Consider the following 17,446-nt stretch of genomic DNA (forward strand, 5'->3'; position numbering starts at 1 on the left):
TCAGGCCTTGTGACAGACGAAGGAGTAGAGCCGGCCAGGTCGATTGTCGAAACGTTCGGCCATCGACAGCAGTGAGACGAAGACCTGGCGTGACGCAAGCGCGGTTCGCCACAGCGGCGCCACCGGAACCTTTTGCGTCAACTTGGTCACGATCGCTGCTCTCAGCGTGTCCAGCGTATAGGGAAACAGGTTGATCGGGCTTTGCAGCGGCGCCAGCGCGTCAATCGCGGAAAATCCCGCGGCGGTCAGCGCGCCGGTGTAGCGATCGAGCAGGAAGGCATGCTCGCCGCCGTAAAGATGATGCAGCGGATGCTGCGCAAGGAACCGCGGAAGATCGGCCTCCTTGGTGATGACATGTTCGCGCGCCGCGATCAGCATGCCGCCGGGCCGCAACACGCGGAACATCTCCCGGCATGCACCTTCGAGATCGCGCGTATGGTGCAGCACGGCACGGGCGAAGACCAGATCGAAGGTCGCATCGGCGAACGGCAGCCGCTCGGAAAACTCTTCGACCACCCGGATTGGCAATTGCGTCTGCGCCGCCAGCTCGCGGATCGCCGCCGCACCCACGATCGCGCTGTGATCCGGCTCGAGCGCAGTCACGGCAAAGCCGCTTCGGGCGAGCGCGTAGCTCGCGATGCCGCGGCCGGCACCGACGTCGAGCGCGGCACCAGTCCGGCCCGCCAGCAGCGCGGCAACCGCCTGCCACTCGGAGCTCCGGAAATAACGCTCGGCAGCGCCGATCAGCGGATCGTCGTAAAACGCGTCGAGCACGAGCTGGCGCTGGTCCGGCTGATTGCGCAGCCAGATCACTGCTTCCTCCCAGGTAGTAAACTTGCGCTCACCGCTCATCGGGGCCAAGCTCCCTCACCAGGACGGCCGGATTTCCCGCAACGATCGAAAACGCCGGAACATCCCTAGTCACGACCGCACCGGCCGCGACAACGGCGCCCTGCCCCACCGTGACGCCGCGCAAAACCATTGCACCGGCCCCAATCCAGGCATCATCGCAAATCCGGACAGGACGCTCGTCAAGCGAGATGTCGCGCGGATGGCCGCGCGTGAAAATCTGTTTGACTTGCTGATGCCGCTCCGCTGCGCGCAGCGGATGCGTGAGGCTGTCGAAGACGTTCGCCGAATGCGAGATGAGAACACGGTCTCCGATTTCGATGGACACCGCGGACCAGATCCGTGTCCCCTCTCCAACATAGCACCACTCGCCGATCCGCACCTCACCGCCATGAGCGAACGTCATAAGCTCTCCGAGAATCCGGCTATGGCATCCAACCACGATCCTGTCGGTGTCGCCGACGATGTTCTTAACTCTCGCGCTAGTGCCAAGCACTGCGCCGTCCTGCAGCCGGCAGGTGGCACGGCCGATCAACCGCTGGACGAGATAGTCGAAATTGCGGCCGGTTAATCGCTGGATCAGGAAATCGAGATTCATGCGGCTTACGGAAGGCGAGCCAGTTGGCCGGCGATCCGGGCCCGCAAGTCCGGCCACCTCAACCCGCAAGTCATGTCATCACCCCATATTTTCAGCATCGGGCCATCCCGCAAGCTCCCGCTACGATGGTCTAGCACGGCCCAATCCGCGCGACGAGATCGATAAACTGTGCCCATTGCGAGGCCTTGCTGTAGGTCTCCTGCACGCGCCTCCTGCCGGTTACAGCGATCCCGGCCCAATGTGGCCAATCCTGCAGGCTGCTTGAAATCGCCTCGGCGGCCCTTTCAGGAGCGTCGTAGGTGCGCATCGTGACGCCATCCTCCATCCCCTCCGGATAATTGCCGGCGTCCGACACGAGCAGCGCTCCGCAGCCCATCGCCTCGAAGCAGCGCATGTTGCCGCGATCGTTGCCGGCCATGTCGATTGCGCCGTTGAGCACGATCTTCGCCGATCCGAAGAGATCGTAGAGGTCCCTGCCGAACAGCGGCAACCTCGCGATCCGCGCGATGACCTCGGGACGCCGGTGCTTCCCCAGCGGCAATAATCGTCCGACCGGGCTTTCGGCAAGCCGTGTCAGCCGCGATGCATCGAGGCAGAACACGATGTTGCGATCAGCCGCCAGCGCCGCGACCTGCTCGAGCGTCCGGCCCCGCGCGCTGTGGTGCCGCGAATATCCACCGACAAACGCCACGTCGATCGGCCGTTCGCCGTGGCCGTATTGCTCCATCACCGGATCGACCGCAGGGAAGAACAGCTCTGCCCGGCACCCCTTGCTGCGCCAGGCCTCGAGGATCGAAGGGAAGTTTCCAAGCACCGCGCCATAGGCGGTCAGGTCGGCATTTCCGGAGGGTGCCGCGCGCCAGCACAATGTCTTCTTGACGCAACCGGGAAGCTTGGCGACGAACGCGCTCGGATAGCGCACTGGATCGAGATTGTAGAACACCTCGGTTCCGTGATGCTCGATCTGCGCAAGCAGGATTGCCTCGAGCGTCTGCGTCCCCTTGATGCCCTGCTCATGCGCCCATCGGCGCTGCAGCACTTCGTCGTCGCCATTGGTGAAGAAGGCTTCGGGTGCGCGGTCGAGCACCGGCTTGAGGAAATGCGCCGCGCCAAAGCGATCATGCAGGAACACGTCGCGCCGCGCGGCGAAGGTCGACGCCTTTGCCGCAAGCTGGTTTAGCCGCGGCAGATAAGACGGATAGAGACCGCTGTTCTGGAACAGACGCATTGCTTACGCGGACCTCGCCAACATCCACTTCATGTTCAGATACGGCCAGATCCGGCCGACGGATTCCCAACCCCAGCTTTGCGATGCCGTCAAGCGGCCGACCGCCTTTCGAAGCGGCACCTCGTCGATGAACTCGGCAAATGCAGGGACCTTCCGATCGAGCAGCTCCGCGGTCCAGCCCGCCAACGGCCCGTTCAGCCATTCCGGCATCGGCGAGTTGAATCCGACCTTGCGGCGCGCGGTGCGGATGCTCTCGGGCATCAGGTTTGCCATCGCCTGCCGCGCCACCACCTTGGTGATGCCGTCGGCCGACTTGCTCGTTTCCGGCAGCGCCATCGTGTAGGTGACCAGCCGCCAGTCCATGAATGGCATCCTGACCTCGATCCCATGCGCCATCGAAAGCCGGTCGAAATTGCGCAGGATGGTGGGCAGCGTGGTCGAATGGAACATGCGGTAGAGACGCCGGTTCAGCGCGCCCCACGCACTCGGCATTTCGTCATCCTCGGCGACCAGCGGCAACGGTGCGGGCATCGCCGCCGCGCCGCCACGCAGGAAGTAATACCCCTGCCGCCTGATCATCTGCGCCCGCAAGAAGTCGATGCCCCGCTGCGCCAGCTTCGATCGTGACGTGAGCGCGGCCGCCGCATTCCGGATCCGGAATGCGGCCGACTGCCCCTCCTGCAGATAGGCGCCCATCAGTTCATCCGCGCCGTGACCGTCAAGCGACACAGTGACGTTCTGGCGCCGGAGCTCGCGATAGATCAGCCACGGCGCGCTCGGCAGCCCAATATAGACGTCGTCATTGTCGTCGAGGATCCGGTCGAGGTCGGTTAGCGCATCAGAGCGGCCGATCTCAAGAAAGCTCGGCGCCACCCCGGCCCATGCGGCCGCTTCCTCCGCCATCGGCCGCTCGTCATTGCTGTCGCCGGGAAAGGTCGCGACGAAGGCGTGCCGCCAGGCGGTGCTGTCGCGCGGTCCCATGCCGGCCTTCTCATGCGTCGCCATGGTGCAGATCACCGCGGACGAGTCGAAGCCGCCGGACAGGCAGGTGCCGATCGGTACGTCGCTGCGCATGCGCAGCGCCACGGAGTCCTGAAACAGCTCACGAAAGCGCGCCACACGTTCGGCCTCGCCGGCCGGGACATCAGGCAGGTGATCCACGGTTCGCCACCAGCGGCGCACCTGCACCTTGCCTTGGCGCAGCCACATGCAGTGGCCGCCCTGCAGGCGGCGCAGCTGCGCGAACAGGGTCCGCTCGCTGCCTTCGATCCCGAACGGATCAAGCAACAGCCGCCGCGCCACGTCGACGTCAAGCGACGTCTCAACCAGCCCGCTCCGCGCCAGTGCCCGCTGCTCGGACGCGAACACGAACCGCTCGGACGACAGCGCATAGAGCATCGGCTTGATGCCGAAACGATCACGCGCAAGGAACAGATCATCCGTGACCGTGTCGTAGATCGCCAGCGCCCACATGCCGTTGAAGCGCAGCAGCATGTCCTCGCCCCACGCCTGCCAGGCGGCAAGGATCACTTCGGTATCGGACTGGCTGCGGAACACCGCGCCCTTCGCCTCGAGCTCGCGGCGCAATTCGAGGAAGTTATAGATCTCGCCATTGTAGACGATCACATGGCGGCCATCGCCAGAGACCATCGGCTGATAGCCACCCTCGCCGGGGTCGATGATGGCGAGCCGGCGATGGCCGAAGGCGACGTTTCGCTTGGCGTTGAACCAGATGCCCTCGCCGAACGGACCGCGATGCGCGATCAGACTGGTGAGCCGCGAGATCTCGGCCGGCTCCACGGCGGAGCCACGCAGATTGACGATGCCTGCGATACCACACATGTCTAGGCGGCCTTGAAGGGCAAGAAGCGGGTGATGATGATGCGGAGGTCCCGCGAGCAGACGGCACGATAGGGACCAAGCTGCGACACGGCGACGGCGGCGACGAAGATTGCCGCCGCCGACACGCCGTAGAGCGACACCACATACCACCATGACGGCGCGTGGTCGAATGAGGTGTGGCCAAGCTGGGAGCGCAGCGCCAGCGCAACGGCGATCCCGGTGCCGAGCGGGACGAGGACGAAATGCAGCATCCGCGACCACATGGCTGAAAGCCCGAAGGTCCGCCGCAACAGTAGCACCGTGGTGACCATCTGCGCGACCATCCCGACGCAGGTACTCCAACCGGCCGCCTGCCAGCCGAAATACGGCAATGCGACGGCGCTGGTCGCCAGCGTGAAGACACCGGTGACGAGCGAGATCAGCGCGTTGGAACTGGAGCGCCCCTGCGACAGCAGATAGAACGCAAACACGTTGGCGCAGGACCCCAATATCCCGCTGATCGCGAGCACCACCAGCACCAGCTGCGTCTCGGCCGCCACCTCGGCGCCGGTCCATCGATACAGCAATGCGCCTGCGACCGGGATCAGACCACCGAGCGCGCTCGCGGCAAGCACATTGAGAATCCAGGACGAGCGAAGCAGCAGGTCGACCTTGCGATCGTCATCCTCCTTTTGCAGCGTGCTGAAGAACGGGAACAGGATCTCGCCGACCTTCAGCACACCGATATAGACCGCCTCCTCCAGCCGCTGCGCAACACTGTAGAAGCCGACGAATTGCGGCTGCAGCAGCGCGCCGAGCAGATAGCGGTCCGCCTGGCCAGCGAACAGCGCGCCGCTTTGCGCGGCAACCTGCCAGCCGCCAAGCCTGACCAGTGCACGCAGCGCGCTGCGATCGAGCGCCGGCCGTGCCAGCCAGTCACCGATCGCGTGCCGCGACCAGGCGACGGCCATCAGGAAATTCGTTGCGAAGCCCAATGCCTGGCAACCGAGGAACGTCGAGGCGCGCGGCGCATGCGGGATCAGCAGCAGCATCGACATCGTCGTCACCACCGTGCCCGTGATGCTGATCGACGCGATCCGCCGATAATCCTGGCGCGCCGTGAACAGCGAGAGGAAGACCGCGAACAGGCACTGGCACAGCCAACCGGCGCCGGCCAATGCAAAGGCAAGCCCCAGGTCGTCGCCAGCCGGGCCCCCCAGGTGAAATCCCAATCGTGCGAGCGGCGCGCCCACAAGGCTGAGCACTACCGCGATCAGGCCGCCCACGACGAGGGCGAGCGCAAGGGCGGTCGCAAAAAATCGCCGCGCCTGGTCACGGTCGGACGGTTCCAATCGTTGCGCGAGCTCACGCGTCGTGGAGAGGCCGAGCGCGTTGCTGAACATCAGCGCGGGCGCGACGCACGCCGTCACCAGGCCGGCAACGCCGAACGCGGCGAGGCCGAGGCGGAAAATCACGAATGGGAGGATCGCAAGATTGAGCAGCACTGCGACCGCGAAGGCAGTCGCGTTCCATGCCGAGTTGCCGAGCAGATGGGATGGACCTTGCTTCACCTCCATGCCCGTTTTCGGTCCATCGCTTCGATACGCTTCAAGTGCCTATTCCATAAGGGCAAAACCCGCTCGGCTCGGCGACGGGCTAGCAGCCGCCGGGGTGATTGTCGAGGGTTGGCAGATGGTAGTGCCGGCGAGCAGGCCCGGCTCAGGCCCAAATCACCGCCAAGGGACGAACCGATCTCCACGGAACCATGGCTGTTTGTTTCCGGCCCGGCCTGTCGTCCGGGTAACAGTTGGAAAGGTCAGCCAAATTGTCTAAGGCAGATAGGCAGTAGCCCCCAGAGCGGCCCGCCAAACAAGAGGTGTCTCAATGCCCTTTCCCCGCGCATCCCAAGCCCTGTCCCGTTTCACCGTGCTGGATTTGACCCGGGTCCGGTCGGGGCCGACCTGCGTGCGCCAGCTCGCCGACTGGGGTGCCAACGTCATCAAGATCGATGCGCTGCTGGAGGACAGTGGCGGCGAGCAGCCGGGCGGTCCCCGCGGCGGGTCCGACTTCCAGAACCTGCATCGCAACAAGCGCGCCATGACGCTGAACCTGAAAGACCCCAAAGGGCTCGAGGTGTTCAAGCGGCTGGCCGAACAGGCCGATGTCGTGGTCGAAAACTTCCGGCCGGACGTCAAGGCCAAGCTCGGTATCGACTATGAGAGCATCCGCAAGATCAATCCGCGGATCGTCTATGGCAGCATCTCCGGCTTCGGCCAGGACGGCCCCTATCACAAGCGCCCGGGGTTCGATCAGATCGCGCAGGGCATGGGCGGCCTGATGTCGGTGACCGGCGCGCCCGGCGAGGGGCCGATGCGGGTCGGCATTCCCGTTGCTGACCTGACCGCGGGCCTGTTCTGTGCGCTCGGCATCCTGACCGCGCTGCTGGAGCGCGATGTTTCCGGCGAAGGCCAATGGGTGCAGACCTCGCTGCTGCAGGCGCAGATCTTCATGCTGGATTTCCAGGCGGCGCGCTGGCTGATGGAAAAGGAAGTGGCCAAGCAGGCCGGCAACAACCATCCGACCTCGATCCCGACCGGCGTGTTCAAGACCTCCGACGGCTACATCAACATCGCCACCACCGGGGGCCGGATCTGGGAGCGCTGCGCGCAGGCGATCGGCGCGCCCGATCTGGTCATCGACCCCGACTATGCGACCGCACCGGCGCGCTCGAAGAACCGCGACGCGCTCAACGCGCGGATCGACGCGCTGACCCAGAAGAAGTCGACCGAAACCTGGGTGCAGGAGCTGAACGCCGCCGGCGTGCCGTGCGGGCCGATCTACGCGATCGACCAGATGTTCGAGGATGCCCAGGTCAAGCATCTCGGCATGGCCCAGCACGTGCCCAATGACGAGAACCGGCATATCCAGCTGGTCAGCCAGCCCGTGACGCTGTCGCGGACCCCCAGCAAAATGGCGGCCCGTCCGCCGGAATTCGGCGAGCAGACCGAGGAGCTGCTGGCCGAATTCGGCTTCGACAAGGACGAGATCGCCGAGCTCCGGCAGCGCAAGGTCGTCTAGAGCTGCGTTCCGATAGAATCGGAACGGAGCTCTAGATTATTGTCTTGACGCGTTTTCTTCACGCGAACCGGTGTCCACTTCGCTCGAAAACGCTCTGACGCCTTACGCCTTTGCCGGCCGCACCAGACGCGCGACGCCGGCAAAGGCCCGATCGATCACCGGCCAGAACAGCAGCACGATCGCCAAGGTCGTGATGGTGCCGACGAGGCCGTTCGACCAGAACACCTTCATGTCACCGCCAGAACCGATCATCGAGAGACGGAACGCATCCTCGGCGCGGCTGCCGAGCACCAGCGCGAGGGTGAATGGCGCAAGCGGAATGCCGATCTTCTTGAAGACGTAGCCGACGACACCGAAGCCCAGCATCAGCCAGATATCGAACATCGCATTCTGGATCGCATAGGCGCCGATCGCGCAGGACACCACGATCATCGGCGCGACCGCCGCGAACGGTACCCGGAGGATCGAGGCGAAGATCGGCACGGTGGTCAGCACCAGCACCAGGCCAACGACGTTGCCGAGATACATCGAGGCGATCAGGCCCCAGACGAAGTCCTTGTGCTCGATGAACAGCAGCGGGCCCGGGTTGAGGCCCCACACCATCAGGCCGCCAAGCAGGATCGCAGCAGTCCCCGAGCCGGGAATGCCGAGCGCGAGCATCGGCAACAGCGCCGAGGTGCCCGAGGCGTGGGCGGCAGTCTCCGGCGCGAACACGCCCTCGATGCGGCCCTTGCCGAAACTTTCCGGATCCTTGGCGAAGCGCTTGGCGAGGTTGTAGCCCATGAAGGAGGCCGCGATCGCGCCGCCCGGCGTGATCCCGAGCCAGCAGCCGATCACCGACGAGCGCAGCAGCGTCACCCAGTATTTCGGCAGGTCCTTCCACACCGACAGCACGACCCGCAGGCTGATGCCGGCGGCATGCCCGCGCAGCGCCAGGCGCTCCTCCATCGTGAGCAGGATCTCGCTGATGCCGAACAGGCCGATCACCGCGACGAGGAAGTTGATGCCCCGCAGCAGCTCCGCCGAGCCGAACGTCATGCGCAACTGCCCGGACACCGTATCCATGCCGACGCCGGCAAGCAGCAGCCCGAGCGACATCGAGATCACTGTCTTGTGCTTGGCCTCGCGGCCGAGGCCGACGAACGAGCAGAACGTTAGCAGGTAGACGGCGAAGAACTCCGGCGGGCCGAACTTCAACGCGAACGACGAGATCATCGGCGCCAGGAAGGTGATCAGGAGCACCGCGACCAGCGAGCCGATGAAAGACGAGGTGAACGCCGCGGTGAGCGCTTCGGCCGCCCTGCCCTGCTGCGCCATCGGATAGCCGTCGAAGGTGGTCGCGACCGACCAGGCCTCGCCGGGGATATTGAACAGGATCGACGTGATGGCGCCACCGAACAGCGCGCCCCAGTAGATGCAGGACAGCATCACGATGGCGGAGGTCGGATCCATCGTGAAGGTCAGCGGCAGCAGGATCGCGACGCCGTTGGGGCCACCAAGCCCGGGCAAGACACCGACGAAGATGCCGAGCACGAGGCCGACCATCATCAACAGCAGCGTCTTCCACGTCAGCAGGACGGCAAAGCCGTGCAGCAACAGACCGAAGGCTTCCATGTCCCGAAATCCTGTCGGTTGGCTAGCGGCCGAGAGCCGACTCAAGCGGCCCTTTCGGCATGATGACGTCGAACGCGACGTCGAACGTCACGAACATCACGGCGGTGAAGACGAAGGCGGTCAACAGCGACTTCCACAGCGCGATCTTGCCGACCAGGCGCATGAAGGCCGCGATCAAGAGAAAGCTCGCGACATAGAGGCCGAGATACTGGGTGGCGAGGCAGAACAGCAATGTCGGCACGAACACCGCCATCACCCGGCGCAGCTGGGCGCGGGTGACGAAGGTCTCGGCGGCTTCCCGGCGCGAGACGAAGGCGGCGCCCAGGCCGTAGAGGCTGGCGCCGCCGAGGATGACCGCGAGATAGAACGGAAAATAGCCCGGCTGCGGCCCGGTCGAGTCCCACGAGGCGCCGGTGCGCCAATTGTCCCAGCCGAGCACCAAAGCGAGCACAAGCAACAGCAGCGAGACGACGACGTCGACCACGCCGGTGCTGACGACCGCAGGCGAGTTCTCTTCAGGCGCGGTCGGATCGTCGACGACGATCTCAATATCGGTATTGGACATGGATGAGACGGTCTCGGTTGCGAGGGCAACGATTGGGATAGCGTGCGGATGCAATCACCGTCAATGCAGCCTTCAGCTAACGCCGGAACGTTCGGGAAACGCGCTCGCAAGTGCAGCACGGCTAGCGTTGAGGACGCCGCGCTCGGTGATCAGTCCCGTCACCAGCCTGGCCGGGGTCACATCGAAGCCGAAATTGGCGACGGAAGAGCCGTCCGGCACCACGCGCACGGTCTCGATCCGCCCATCCGCCGTGCGCCCGGTGAGGTGCGTGACCTCGGCGGCTGCGCGCTGCTCGATCGGAATCTGCTTGATGCCGTCATCGATACGAAAATCAATAGTCGGCGACGGCAGTGCCACGTAGAACGGCACGCCGTTGTCGTGCGCGGCGAGCGCTTTCAGATAGGTCCCGATCTTGTTGCAGACGTCGCCATTGGCGGCGACGCGATCGGTTCCAACGATCGCGAGATCAACCATGCGATGCTGCATCAGATGGCCACCGGTGTTGTCGGGGATCACGGTGTGCGGCACGCCGTGATGCCCGAGCTCCCAGGCGGTCAGCGAGGCGCCCTGATTGCGCGGCCGCGTCTCGTCGACCCAAACGTGGACCGGAATGCCGCGATCATGCGCCTGATAGATCGGCGATGTCGCCGTTCCCCAATCCACGGTTGCAAGCCAGCCGGCATTGCAATGCGTCAGCACATTCACCGGCTCGCCCGGCCGTTTCGTCGCGGCGATTTGCTCGATCAGGCCGAGACCGTGGCGGCCGATATCGCGGTTGATCTCGACATCTTCGTCGGCGATTTCGCGGGCGCGGGCATAGGCCGCATCCGCCCGGGCCGACGCTGCGAGCGGTGCGAGCGCGCGTTGCATCTCGTCGATCGCCCACTTCAGATTGATCGCGGTCGGCCGGGTCGCCATCAACATCTGGCCGGCGCGCGCCAGCGCCGCGTCGGACGCATCGGCGCGTATCGCGAGCGCCATGCCGTAGGCTGCGGTGGCGCCGATCAGTGGCGCGCCGCGCACAAGCATCGAGCTGATCGCCTCGCCGGCCTCGTCCGCGGTCGTGAGCCTGGCAACGACGAATTCATGCGGCAGCCGACGCTGATCGATCGCACCGACCGACCAGCCGTCGGGCTCGAGCCAGATGCTGCGAAAATGCCGTCCATCGACCTTCATGTGTTCAAGACCCTTCCGGCGACGGCATCGAGCTTGGCAAGCAGCTGCGGATCGCGCGCCGCGGGCGCCGTGATCAGCGCGGTGTCCAGTGCACGGTCCGAGCCGATCGGACACGGCTCATGCTCGCGCGGGAAATCCCGCGCCAGACGCGCGACCAGTGCCTTTGCCTTCTCGGCGTTCGAATTCAGCACGCGGATGATATCCTGCACCGTCACGGCATCATGGGCCGGATGCCAGCAGTCGAAGTCGGTGACCATCGCCACGCTGGCGTAGCAAATCTCGGCCTCGCGGGCGAGCTTGGCTTCCGGCATGTTGGTCATGCCGATCACCGAATAGCCCTGCGCCTTGTAGGTCAGGCTTTCGGCGAGCGAGGAGAATTGCGGCCCCTCCATGCAGAGATAGGTGCCGCCACGCGCAAACGCGATGCGCTCGGCCTCGGCAGCGGCTGCGAGATGCTTCGCCAGCAACGGCGACACCGGATGCGCCATCGAGACATGCGCGACGCAGCCCTTGCCGAAGAACGAGCTCTCGCGCTTGTGGGTGCGATCGACGAACTGGTCGACCAGCACAAAAGTGCCCGGCGGCAGCTCTTCCTTGAACGAGCCGCATGCGGACAATGCGACGAGGTCGGTAACCCCTGCCCGCTTCAGCACGTCGATATTGGCGCGATAGTTGATGTCGGACGGCGACAGCGCGTGTCCCTGGCCGTGCCGCGGCAGGAACACGATCGGCAGTCCCGCCATCTCGCCGCGGCGCAGTGGCGCCGACGGCTCGCCCCACGGGCTCGTGATCGCTTCCTCGCGGACATTTTCCAGGCCCGGCAGGTCGTAGATGCCGGATCCGCCGATGATCCCAAGAACGGCTTTGGTCACGGCTTTGGTCATGATCGCTCCTCACGGTCCCGCAACGGCGACGGAGGGTTGACCCAGCCCGATCGGGCTCGCCGGACGTTCGGCCACACTGCGGCGCAATAATCACTGCGCCGCCACCGCTTGCAAGCCAATTCCGGCCTGAAGGTAAAGCAAACCACGACCGCTATTTTGCGACGAAGCCCGCCGCATTCATCAGCGAGGCATTGACCTTGTCGTCATCCTCGAGGAACTCGATCATGTCCTTGCCGGTGAGGAAGATCGGCTTCAGCGCCTGCTTCTCCATGTAGTCCTTGTATTCCGCCGTCTGCGTCACCTTCTGGAACAGATCGGCGTAGAACGCCTGCTGCTCCTGCGTGACCTTGCCCGGCAGGAACATCGCGCGCAGCATCAGATACTGCACGTCGAGCCCCTCTTCCTTGCAGGTCGGGATGTCGTTCCAGGACTGCGTCTCGGTGACCTTGGTCTTGTAGGAGATCCGCTCCTTGTCGAACACGCAGAGCGCGCGGACCTGTCCGGCCCGCCAGACTTCGAGGTTCTCGCTGGGATTGTTGACGTTGGACTCGGTGTGGCCGCCGACCAGCTGGGTCGCGGCCTCGCCGCCGGACTTGTACGGCAGGTAGGAGAATTTTGCGCCGGTCTTCTGCTCCATGAACACGGTCAGCACGTGATCTTCGCGCTTGGAGCCCGTCCCGCCCATCTTGAACGGTGCGCTTGCCGCCTTGGCGGCCTCGATAAACTCCTTCACGGTCTTGGGACCCGTTGCATTGTCCCACAACACGAACTGGTCGAGCGCAATCACCGACACCGGCGTGAGGTCGCGCCAGTTGAAGGGAATTTTCGCCGACAGCGGCAGCATGTAGATCAACGAATAGGCGATCAGCACTTTGTTGGGATCGCCTTCGCTCGACTTCATGTACATCAGCGCTTCCGCACCCGACGCGCCGCCCTTCAGCGACACCACCATCGGCTGCTTCATCAGATTGTTCTTCTGGATCGCCGCCTGCATCATCCGCGCCATCTGGTCGGAGGCGCCACCGGCACCCGCCGCAACCACGATCTCGACCGGCTTGCTCGGCTCCCAGCCGGCAAAGGCCGGCGTGCTCAGCAGCAGGGCCGCGATGGCAGCCGTGGTTTTCACAATCTGTCCCACGTGTTTCTTCCCTATCTATTTGTTCGGCTTGGCGAAAACCTGCGAATTGGCGGGTGCCGTCATTGTGCTGAGAATGCGGGTGAGTTCAAGCTGCGAACTGCCGCAGCACCTATGACTTTGGAATGAGGTGGGTGTGTCGGTTTGCACTGACATTAGCAGTCCCGTCATCCTGAGGAGCGCGTAGCGCGTCTCGAAGGATGCACGGCCACCAACCGGTGTCGATCCTTCGAGACGCCGCTTCGCGGCTCCTCAGGATGACGGGGGTAAAACTGAGGATGCGAGTCCGCCTTCTCGCGACATGAATCGTCCGAGCTTTGCTCTTCGTTCCGCCCTCAATCAATCAGAGGGCGCAGGGAAAGCCAGGTGCCGATCGCACTCATGGGTCCCGTGCAGCAGGAAGCACGGGAGGTAGGACCACAGGTGTCACCGGGAACTCCGGCTTTCCCTGCGCGATGGGTTACGGCTTATTTCGTGCTCTCCCCGGCGAGACCGGGCTTCGTTGTCACCGCCCTCGCAAAAACGCTTGCGCGTTTTGCGAGGGGACACCTACCGCTGGGGCGTCAGGACCACACGACTATATTTTGGCACTCGGTGAAACACGCCGAAACTAAGAAAACCCTATGAAAACAGGCCTCTAGGATTAGGCTTGTTGCGGGCTGTTTCTGCGGGCTTCGCCAAATCTAGGGCCGGGACCTAGGCCCTTTCAGGGAGCCAAAGCACCATGACGACGATCACCACAACCACCAAGCGCAGCAGTGTCGTCCTCACCGACCGTATCTGTCAGCGGCACGTCACCGAGCGCACCAAGGTCTACGACCGCAAGTGCCCCGGCCTCTACGCCAGCATCCTCCCGGCAGGCACGGCGACCTTCAACTTCAAATTCACCGACAAGCAGACCGGCAAGCAGCGCTCGACCGTGCTCGGCGTCTACAATCCGGAGACCTTCACCGTCGATGACGCCCGCAGCAAGGTCTATGCGCTGAAGGCGATGACCCCAGCGGCGCTGGTCGCGCAGTTGCGCCAGACCAAGGTTGTCAAAATCGCACGCGGCAAGACCGTTGCCGAGATCGTCGAGGAGCGGATCACGTGGATGGGGGCGAAGGTGCTGAAGCGGGACGGCGAGATGCGGCCTCGGATCGAGAGCTGGGAAGGCGTCACCCGCCATCTGCGCAACTTTGTCGTCCCGCGCCTCGGCAAGATGATCGCCAGCGAGGTGACCAAGCACCACATTGCGACGCTCTCGAATGACATCGTCGCTGGCAAGCACGGCGGCAAGGCGTCGGTAGCCAACGCTCGCCACATGCGCCGGGCGGCTTCCGGCCTGTTCAACTGGGCGGCGGAAGCGGGTCGCGACTATGTCAGCGCCTCGCCGTGCATCAACCTGCCGAAGCTCGACGAGGAGCATCCGCGCACGCGGGTGTTGTCGGCCGACGAGATCAGGGTTTTCTGGCATGGCCTCGGCCGCACCGACTTGCCGTGGGATCGCACCACGCGGCTGGCGCTCAAGTTCGCGCTGGTAACGATGCTGCGGTCCGGTGAACTGCTGCCGATTCACCGCGACGAGATCAACACCAGCGAGGGCACCGTCGATATCCCGGCCAACCGGGTCAAGAAGCGCCGGATCATCAACCAGCCGCTGTCTGATCTCGCGCTGGAGATCATCCGGGAAGCGATGGGCAATTACGATTACGCGTTCACCGGCCGCTTCGGTAACGCGCCGTTGGCACGTCAGGCGATGTCAGGCGCGCTGAAGGGCACCAAGCACAAGAACGGCAAGGTGAAGACGCCCGGCATCTGCGACCTGCTCGGGCTCAAGCCGTTCACGACGCACGATCTGCGGCGAACGGCGGCAACGATGTGCGGCGAGCTTGGCCTGTCGGAGGCTGGCATCTCGCTCTGTCTCGACCATCAGGCGAATAAGGACGAGCACGGCAAGCCGCTGCCAGCGGTCACGAACCGGGTCTACAATCTGGCGACGCGCAACCGGGTGCTGAGGAAGCGCGAAGTGCTCGACCCATGGGCCGCCGAGTTGCGGCGGATCATCGGGGCGGCCGATGCTGAGATGCGGATGGCGGCGTGATGTCCCGCTCCGCACTTAATGCCACTGCTGCCGGAGCTTCTTGATCAGTTGCCGCAAGTCGTCAATGTATTCCTCGATGTTAGCCCGCGCCTCGTCCATCCGCCGCGCCCTTTCCTCGGGGGCAGGCTTAGGTTTCGGCCGAGCTGGCGGTTCGTCGTCGGGAGTCATAGGCGGATCATCTCGCGTCGAGATGAGGGACCGTTGACGTGGATCAAGGAGGCTGAGCTGCCGATGGCGGCGTAAATTCCCGTAGTTTTCCGGATTATCCGACCTTGCATTCACCCGGTGGCCTTCATTGGCTGCCGGGTTTTTTCGTTCCAATCCCCGGAATTCACCGGACGGCACAGCCGCTAAGTGCAACCGCAACTCTAAAATTGGTTAAGTTGAGGGGCACAATCCGAATGCTTGTAATTCCTTACTTGGAATTTTCTCATGACATCAAAATCCCTCGGCCCCAAAGAACTCGCCGATCACGCAAGCGCCATTGGTTATTTGTGCATCTACTATGCCGAACTCGAAAGCATACTGACACAACTCATCAGCCGCATGGCTGGACTCAAAGGCGAAACGTTCGATCTTTTCGCCAACCAGATCGACCTAGCAAAAAAGCTCACCCTAGCAAGGGGACTAGCCGTTAGCAGGAAGGCTCCAACTGATTGGTACACCGACTTAGACTCAATCCTCGTCGATATTCAAAGTCACATCATGCCGAAGCGCAATCGCTATGTTCATGACGGTTGGCGCGTGACCATGGTTGACACGATAGTATTGCGCAGGACCGAAAAGACGCGAGTTGAGAAGCCGCAATCTCACAAGCCTCCGGCCCTAACAACTAGGGAATATACGAACACCAGCGCAGCGGATATCTGGGACCTTTCGAAGGACCTGATAGCCGTAAGAGACGGCCTCTTGATCCTTGACGATGGCTTCCACAGTCTTCAGTTTCGCGAAACACCACAACTACTGCCGCAACAGCTCCGCGATCAAATGATCGCTCGTCGAAAAGCTCCCAAGGCGAACAGCAAGGCGGCCAGGTCGCGAACATCGGCCTCTCCCGTTTAAGGCTTCTCGAATGTCGACAGCTGAACAGTCACATGCCGTCGCTTGAAATCCGCCTCTGCCAGTCCCTTGGCTTCAGCGGAGGTCTTCACTTCGGTTGCGATGATGCGGACGTCTTTATCCTCGGCATCACCCGTACTACCCGTGCATTCGGGATCGTCGCGCTGCAGCTTCACGAAGCGAACGGTGTAACCAAGGAAGGTCCACCTCCGCTTGATGAGATCGGCCTCGGGGGTAATCTCGTAAACGCCTTTTTCAATAGGCGCTCGGAGCAAGTCACCAAAACGCACATAGTCCACGATCCAGAGCAGCTTGTTCATGGTTCACCTCGATAGAATCACAAACGCGGCGAATAGCAACCACAACACCCATGCCGCGATGATGATATTGTTGGTGAGCATCATCTGATGACAGTGATTCCTCCCGTGCCACCATCAGCCTCGGAATCGCCGCAAGTAAAATGACGCAACTTGCCGTCGTTCTGCACATCAATGATGGTGCGCGCATCATCAGGCTCGATTACGAGCGTTTGTGCATCTCTATAAGTGACTCGCTTGGGTTCGCCGTTGATCTTGCAATCGGCAGTGTCGCCGACCTTCACAGTGACTGGCAGGGAGAGAAAGAACATGGGTTCACTCCTATTTATGATGATGGTGGTGGGCATCACGATTGACTGTGGCGAACAGCGTGCAGCCGCTCCTGCAACGCATAGAGCTGGACGCACTGCGCGATGTGCGGGCGTATCGACTTCAGGGTTGGTGAGGCTTTCTCGAGCAGCTCATCCCAGTTAGGTGGCTCGTCGGCAAAGCCGCCATACCAAGCACAGCCGAGATCAGTGGGGCATGCGATCAACCGGCGCATTCCCACAAAACAAAGCAATAAGGCCACCCCAGTTGAGCCCGAGGAACCCGATCACGTCCACGCTGCCTGCAATGACGCTCAGCACCAATATCAACAACTTCGTGCCGAGCCGGTCGCCGACCTGTTCCACGGTCCGAATTCCTTAGCGATTCAAATGTTCCTCACTCCGGATAGACCGGTCGGTAGACGCGCGATCGTATCGGCGAAAGAATCGCCGTTGGTGTCAGTCTTGAACTCGTACAACGCGTCAGTCGCGAAGGGCTCCAAGCTGATCTGTCCAGGCGGACGGAGGCTTGAGGATGGATGCGCGTTCATGATCAGGATCGACTTGCCAACGTTGCCCGGAGTCGGAAAGGCATACAGGTCCGTCAAGTCAAGACGGGCATCGCCATGGGGAAATCCAATGTTGGGTCCGGAATAATGGTGCGACATGGAAGAGGTCTCCGAGCGAGTTGCGATCATGATTGGTTACAGACGCGGTGCGCCAGCGCAGCG

17 protein-coding genes are annotated in these 17,446 nt (G+C 63.1%); 3 read left to right on the forward strand and 14 right to left on the reverse strand.

Annotated elements, in window-relative coordinates; genetic code table 11:
- The 5 genes from G6P99_RS31830 to G6P99_RS31850 form a co-directional block, all read right to left on the reverse strand.
- Positions 1–852: a class I SAM-dependent methyltransferase gene (locus tag G6P99_RS31830; protein WP_165124691.1), complete on the reverse strand. Its 852-nt coding sequence runs from the start codon at positions 850–852 to the stop codon at positions 1–3.
- Positions 842–1,447: an acyltransferase gene (locus tag G6P99_RS31835; protein WP_165124694.1), complete on the reverse strand. Its 606-nt coding sequence runs from the start codon at positions 1,445–1,447 to the stop codon at positions 842–844. Before G6P99_RS31835 ends, G6P99_RS31830 begins: the two co-directional genes overlap by 11 nt.
- Before the next feature lie 130 nt (positions 1,448–1,577).
- Positions 1,578–2,675 (reverse strand): glycosyltransferase, encoded by a 1,098-nt coding sequence (locus tag G6P99_RS31840; RefSeq protein ID WP_165124697.1) that lies wholly within the window; start codon positions 2,673–2,675, stop codon positions 1,578–1,580.
- A 3-nt stretch (positions 2,676–2,678) separates the two neighbouring features.
- Positions 2,679–4,517 carry an asparagine synthase (glutamine-hydrolyzing) gene (asnB, locus tag G6P99_RS31845; protein ID WP_165124700.1) on the reverse strand — a complete coding sequence of 613 codons (1,839 nt, stop codon included), beginning with the start codon at positions 4,515–4,517 and terminating at the stop codon, positions 2,679–2,681.
- 2 nt (positions 4,518–4,519) lie between these two features.
- Positions 4,520–6,073, reverse strand: coding sequence for a lipopolysaccharide biosynthesis protein (locus tag G6P99_RS31850; protein WP_165124703.1), 1,554 nt, complete (start codon positions 6,071–6,073; stop codon positions 4,520–4,522).
- A 307-nt stretch (positions 6,074–6,380) separates the two neighbouring features.
- Between G6P99_RS31850 and G6P99_RS31855 the strand changes: the two genes are divergently transcribed.
- The gene (locus G6P99_RS31855; protein WP_165124706.1) at positions 6,381–7,574 is read left to right on the forward strand and encodes a CaiB/BaiF CoA transferase family protein; all 1,194 of its coding nucleotides are present in this window, start codon (positions 6,381–6,383) and stop codon (positions 7,572–7,574) included.
- Between the two features lie 102 nt (positions 7,575–7,676).
- On the opposite strand, the gene G6P99_RS31860 is transcribed toward G6P99_RS31855, so the two are convergent.
- From G6P99_RS31860 to G6P99_RS31880, 5 genes are all read right to left on the reverse strand, one after another.
- Positions 7,677–9,188 (reverse strand): tripartite tricarboxylate transporter permease, encoded by a 1,512-nt coding sequence (locus tag G6P99_RS31860; protein WP_165124709.1) that lies wholly within the window; start codon positions 9,186–9,188, stop codon positions 7,677–7,679.
- Between the two features lie 22 nt (positions 9,189–9,210).
- The gene (locus G6P99_RS31865) at positions 9,211–9,753 is read right to left on the reverse strand and encodes a tripartite tricarboxylate transporter TctB family protein (RefSeq protein ID WP_165124712.1); all 543 of its coding nucleotides are present in this window, start codon (positions 9,751–9,753) and stop codon (positions 9,211–9,213) included.
- Between the two features lie 72 nt (positions 9,754–9,825).
- Entirely contained in the window at positions 9,826–10,929 is a 1,104-nt protein-coding gene (gene mtnA / locus G6P99_RS31870) for an S-methyl-5-thioribose-1-phosphate isomerase (protein ID WP_165124715.1), read from the reverse strand.
- Positions 10,926–11,801, reverse strand: a complete 876-nt coding sequence (locus G6P99_RS31875; protein WP_165129049.1) for an S-methyl-5'-thioadenosine phosphorylase — start codon at positions 11,799–11,801, stop codon at positions 10,926–10,928. The genes mtnA and G6P99_RS31875 overlap by 4 nt, the downstream gene beginning before the upstream one ends.
- Before the next feature lie 163 nt (positions 11,802–11,964).
- A complete protein-coding gene (locus G6P99_RS31880; protein ID WP_371261156.1) occupies positions 11,965–12,942 on the reverse strand; it encodes a Bug family tripartite tricarboxylate transporter substrate binding protein in 978 nt (325 codons plus the stop codon).
- Between the two features lie 730 nt (positions 12,943–13,672).
- On the opposite strand from G6P99_RS31880, the gene G6P99_RS31885 reads away from it, so the two are divergent.
- Positions 13,673–15,031 carry a tyrosine-type recombinase/integrase gene (locus G6P99_RS31885; RefSeq protein WP_165124718.1) on the forward strand — a complete coding sequence of 453 codons (1,359 nt, stop codon included), beginning with the start codon at positions 13,673–13,675 and terminating at the stop codon, positions 15,029–15,031.
- A gap of 432 nt (positions 15,032–15,463) precedes the next feature.
- The gene (locus tag G6P99_RS31890; RefSeq protein ID WP_165124721.1) at positions 15,464–16,093 is read left to right on the forward strand and encodes a hypothetical protein; all 630 of its coding nucleotides are present in this window, start codon (positions 15,464–15,466) and stop codon (positions 16,091–16,093) included.
- Here G6P99_RS31890 and G6P99_RS31895 read toward each other — a convergent pair.
- From G6P99_RS31895 to G6P99_RS31910, 4 genes are all read right to left on the reverse strand, one after another.
- Entirely contained in the window at positions 16,090–16,410 is a 321-nt protein-coding gene (locus G6P99_RS31895) for a hypothetical protein (RefSeq protein ID WP_165124724.1), read from the reverse strand. The two genes, G6P99_RS31890 and G6P99_RS31895, sit on opposite strands and share 4 nt — an antisense overlap.
- Positions 16,411–16,490: 80 nt before the next feature.
- On the reverse strand, positions 16,491–16,718 hold the full coding sequence (locus G6P99_RS31900) for a hypothetical protein (protein WP_165124727.1): 228 nt from the start codon (positions 16,716–16,718) through the stop codon (positions 16,491–16,493).
- A 204-nt stretch (positions 16,719–16,922) separates the two neighbouring features.
- Positions 16,923–17,081 carry a hypothetical protein gene (locus tag G6P99_RS31905; RefSeq protein ID WP_165124729.1) on the reverse strand — a complete coding sequence of 53 codons (159 nt, stop codon included), beginning with the start codon at positions 17,079–17,081 and terminating at the stop codon, positions 16,923–16,925.
- 20 nt (positions 17,082–17,101) lie between these two features.
- Entirely contained in the window at positions 17,102–17,383 is a 282-nt protein-coding gene (locus G6P99_RS31910; RefSeq protein WP_165124732.1) for a DUF4331 family protein, read from the reverse strand.
- Positions 17,384–17,446: the final 63 nt, after the last annotated feature.

Source organism: Bradyrhizobium sp. 6(2017), from assembly GCF_011058295.2.
Lineage (GTDB): Bacteria > Pseudomonadota > Alphaproteobacteria > Rhizobiales > Xanthobacteraceae > Bradyrhizobium > Bradyrhizobium septentrionale.

Excerpts from the sequence above, each read along its gene's own strand:
- G6P99_RS31830 (WP_165124691.1), bottom strand. The coding sequence starts at position 852 with ATGAGCGGTGAGCGCAAGTTTACTACCTGGGAGGAAGCAGTGATCTGG.
- G6P99_RS31835 (WP_165124694.1), bottom strand. The coding sequence starts at position 1,447 with ATGAATCTCGATTTCCTGATCCAGCGATTAACCGGCCGCAATTTCGAC.
- G6P99_RS31840 (WP_165124697.1), bottom strand. The coding sequence starts at position 2,675 with ATGCGTCTGTTCCAGAACAGCGGTCTCTATCCGTCTTATCTGCCGCGG.
- asnB (WP_165124700.1), bottom strand. The coding sequence starts at position 4,517 with ATGTGTGGTATCGCAGGCATCGTCAATCTGCGTGGCTCCGCCGTGGAG.
- G6P99_RS31850 (WP_165124703.1), bottom strand. The coding sequence starts at position 6,073 with ATGGAGGTGAAGCAAGGTCCATCCCATCTGCTCGGCAACTCGGCATGG.
- G6P99_RS31855 (WP_165124706.1), top strand. The coding sequence starts at position 6,381 with ATGCCCTTTCCCCGCGCATCCCAAGCCCTGTCCCGTTTCACCGTGCTG.
- G6P99_RS31860 (WP_165124709.1), bottom strand. The coding sequence starts at position 9,188 with ATGGAAGCCTTCGGTCTGTTGCTGCACGGCTTTGCCGTCCTGCTGACG.
- G6P99_RS31865 (WP_165124712.1), bottom strand. The coding sequence starts at position 9,753 with ATGTCCAATACCGATATTGAGATCGTCGTCGACGATCCGACCGCGCCT.
- mtnA (WP_165124715.1), bottom strand. The coding sequence starts at position 10,929 with ATGAAGGTCGATGGACGGCATTTTCGCAGCATCTGGCTCGAGCCCGAC.
- G6P99_RS31885 (WP_165124718.1), top strand. The coding sequence starts at position 13,673 with ATGACGACGATCACCACAACCACCAAGCGCAGCAGTGTCGTCCTCACC.
- G6P99_RS31890 (WP_165124721.1), top strand. The coding sequence starts at position 15,464 with ATGACATCAAAATCCCTCGGCCCCAAAGAACTCGCCGATCACGCAAGC.
- G6P99_RS31895 (WP_165124724.1), bottom strand. The coding sequence starts at position 16,410 with ATGAACAAGCTGCTCTGGATCGTGGACTATGTGCGTTTTGGTGACTTG.
- G6P99_RS31900 (WP_165124727.1), bottom strand. The coding sequence starts at position 16,718 with ATGTTCTTTCTCTCCCTGCCAGTCACTGTGAAGGTCGGCGACACTGCC.
- G6P99_RS31910 (WP_165124732.1), bottom strand. The coding sequence starts at position 17,383 with ATGTCGCACCATTATTCCGGACCCAACATTGGATTTCCCCATGGCGAT.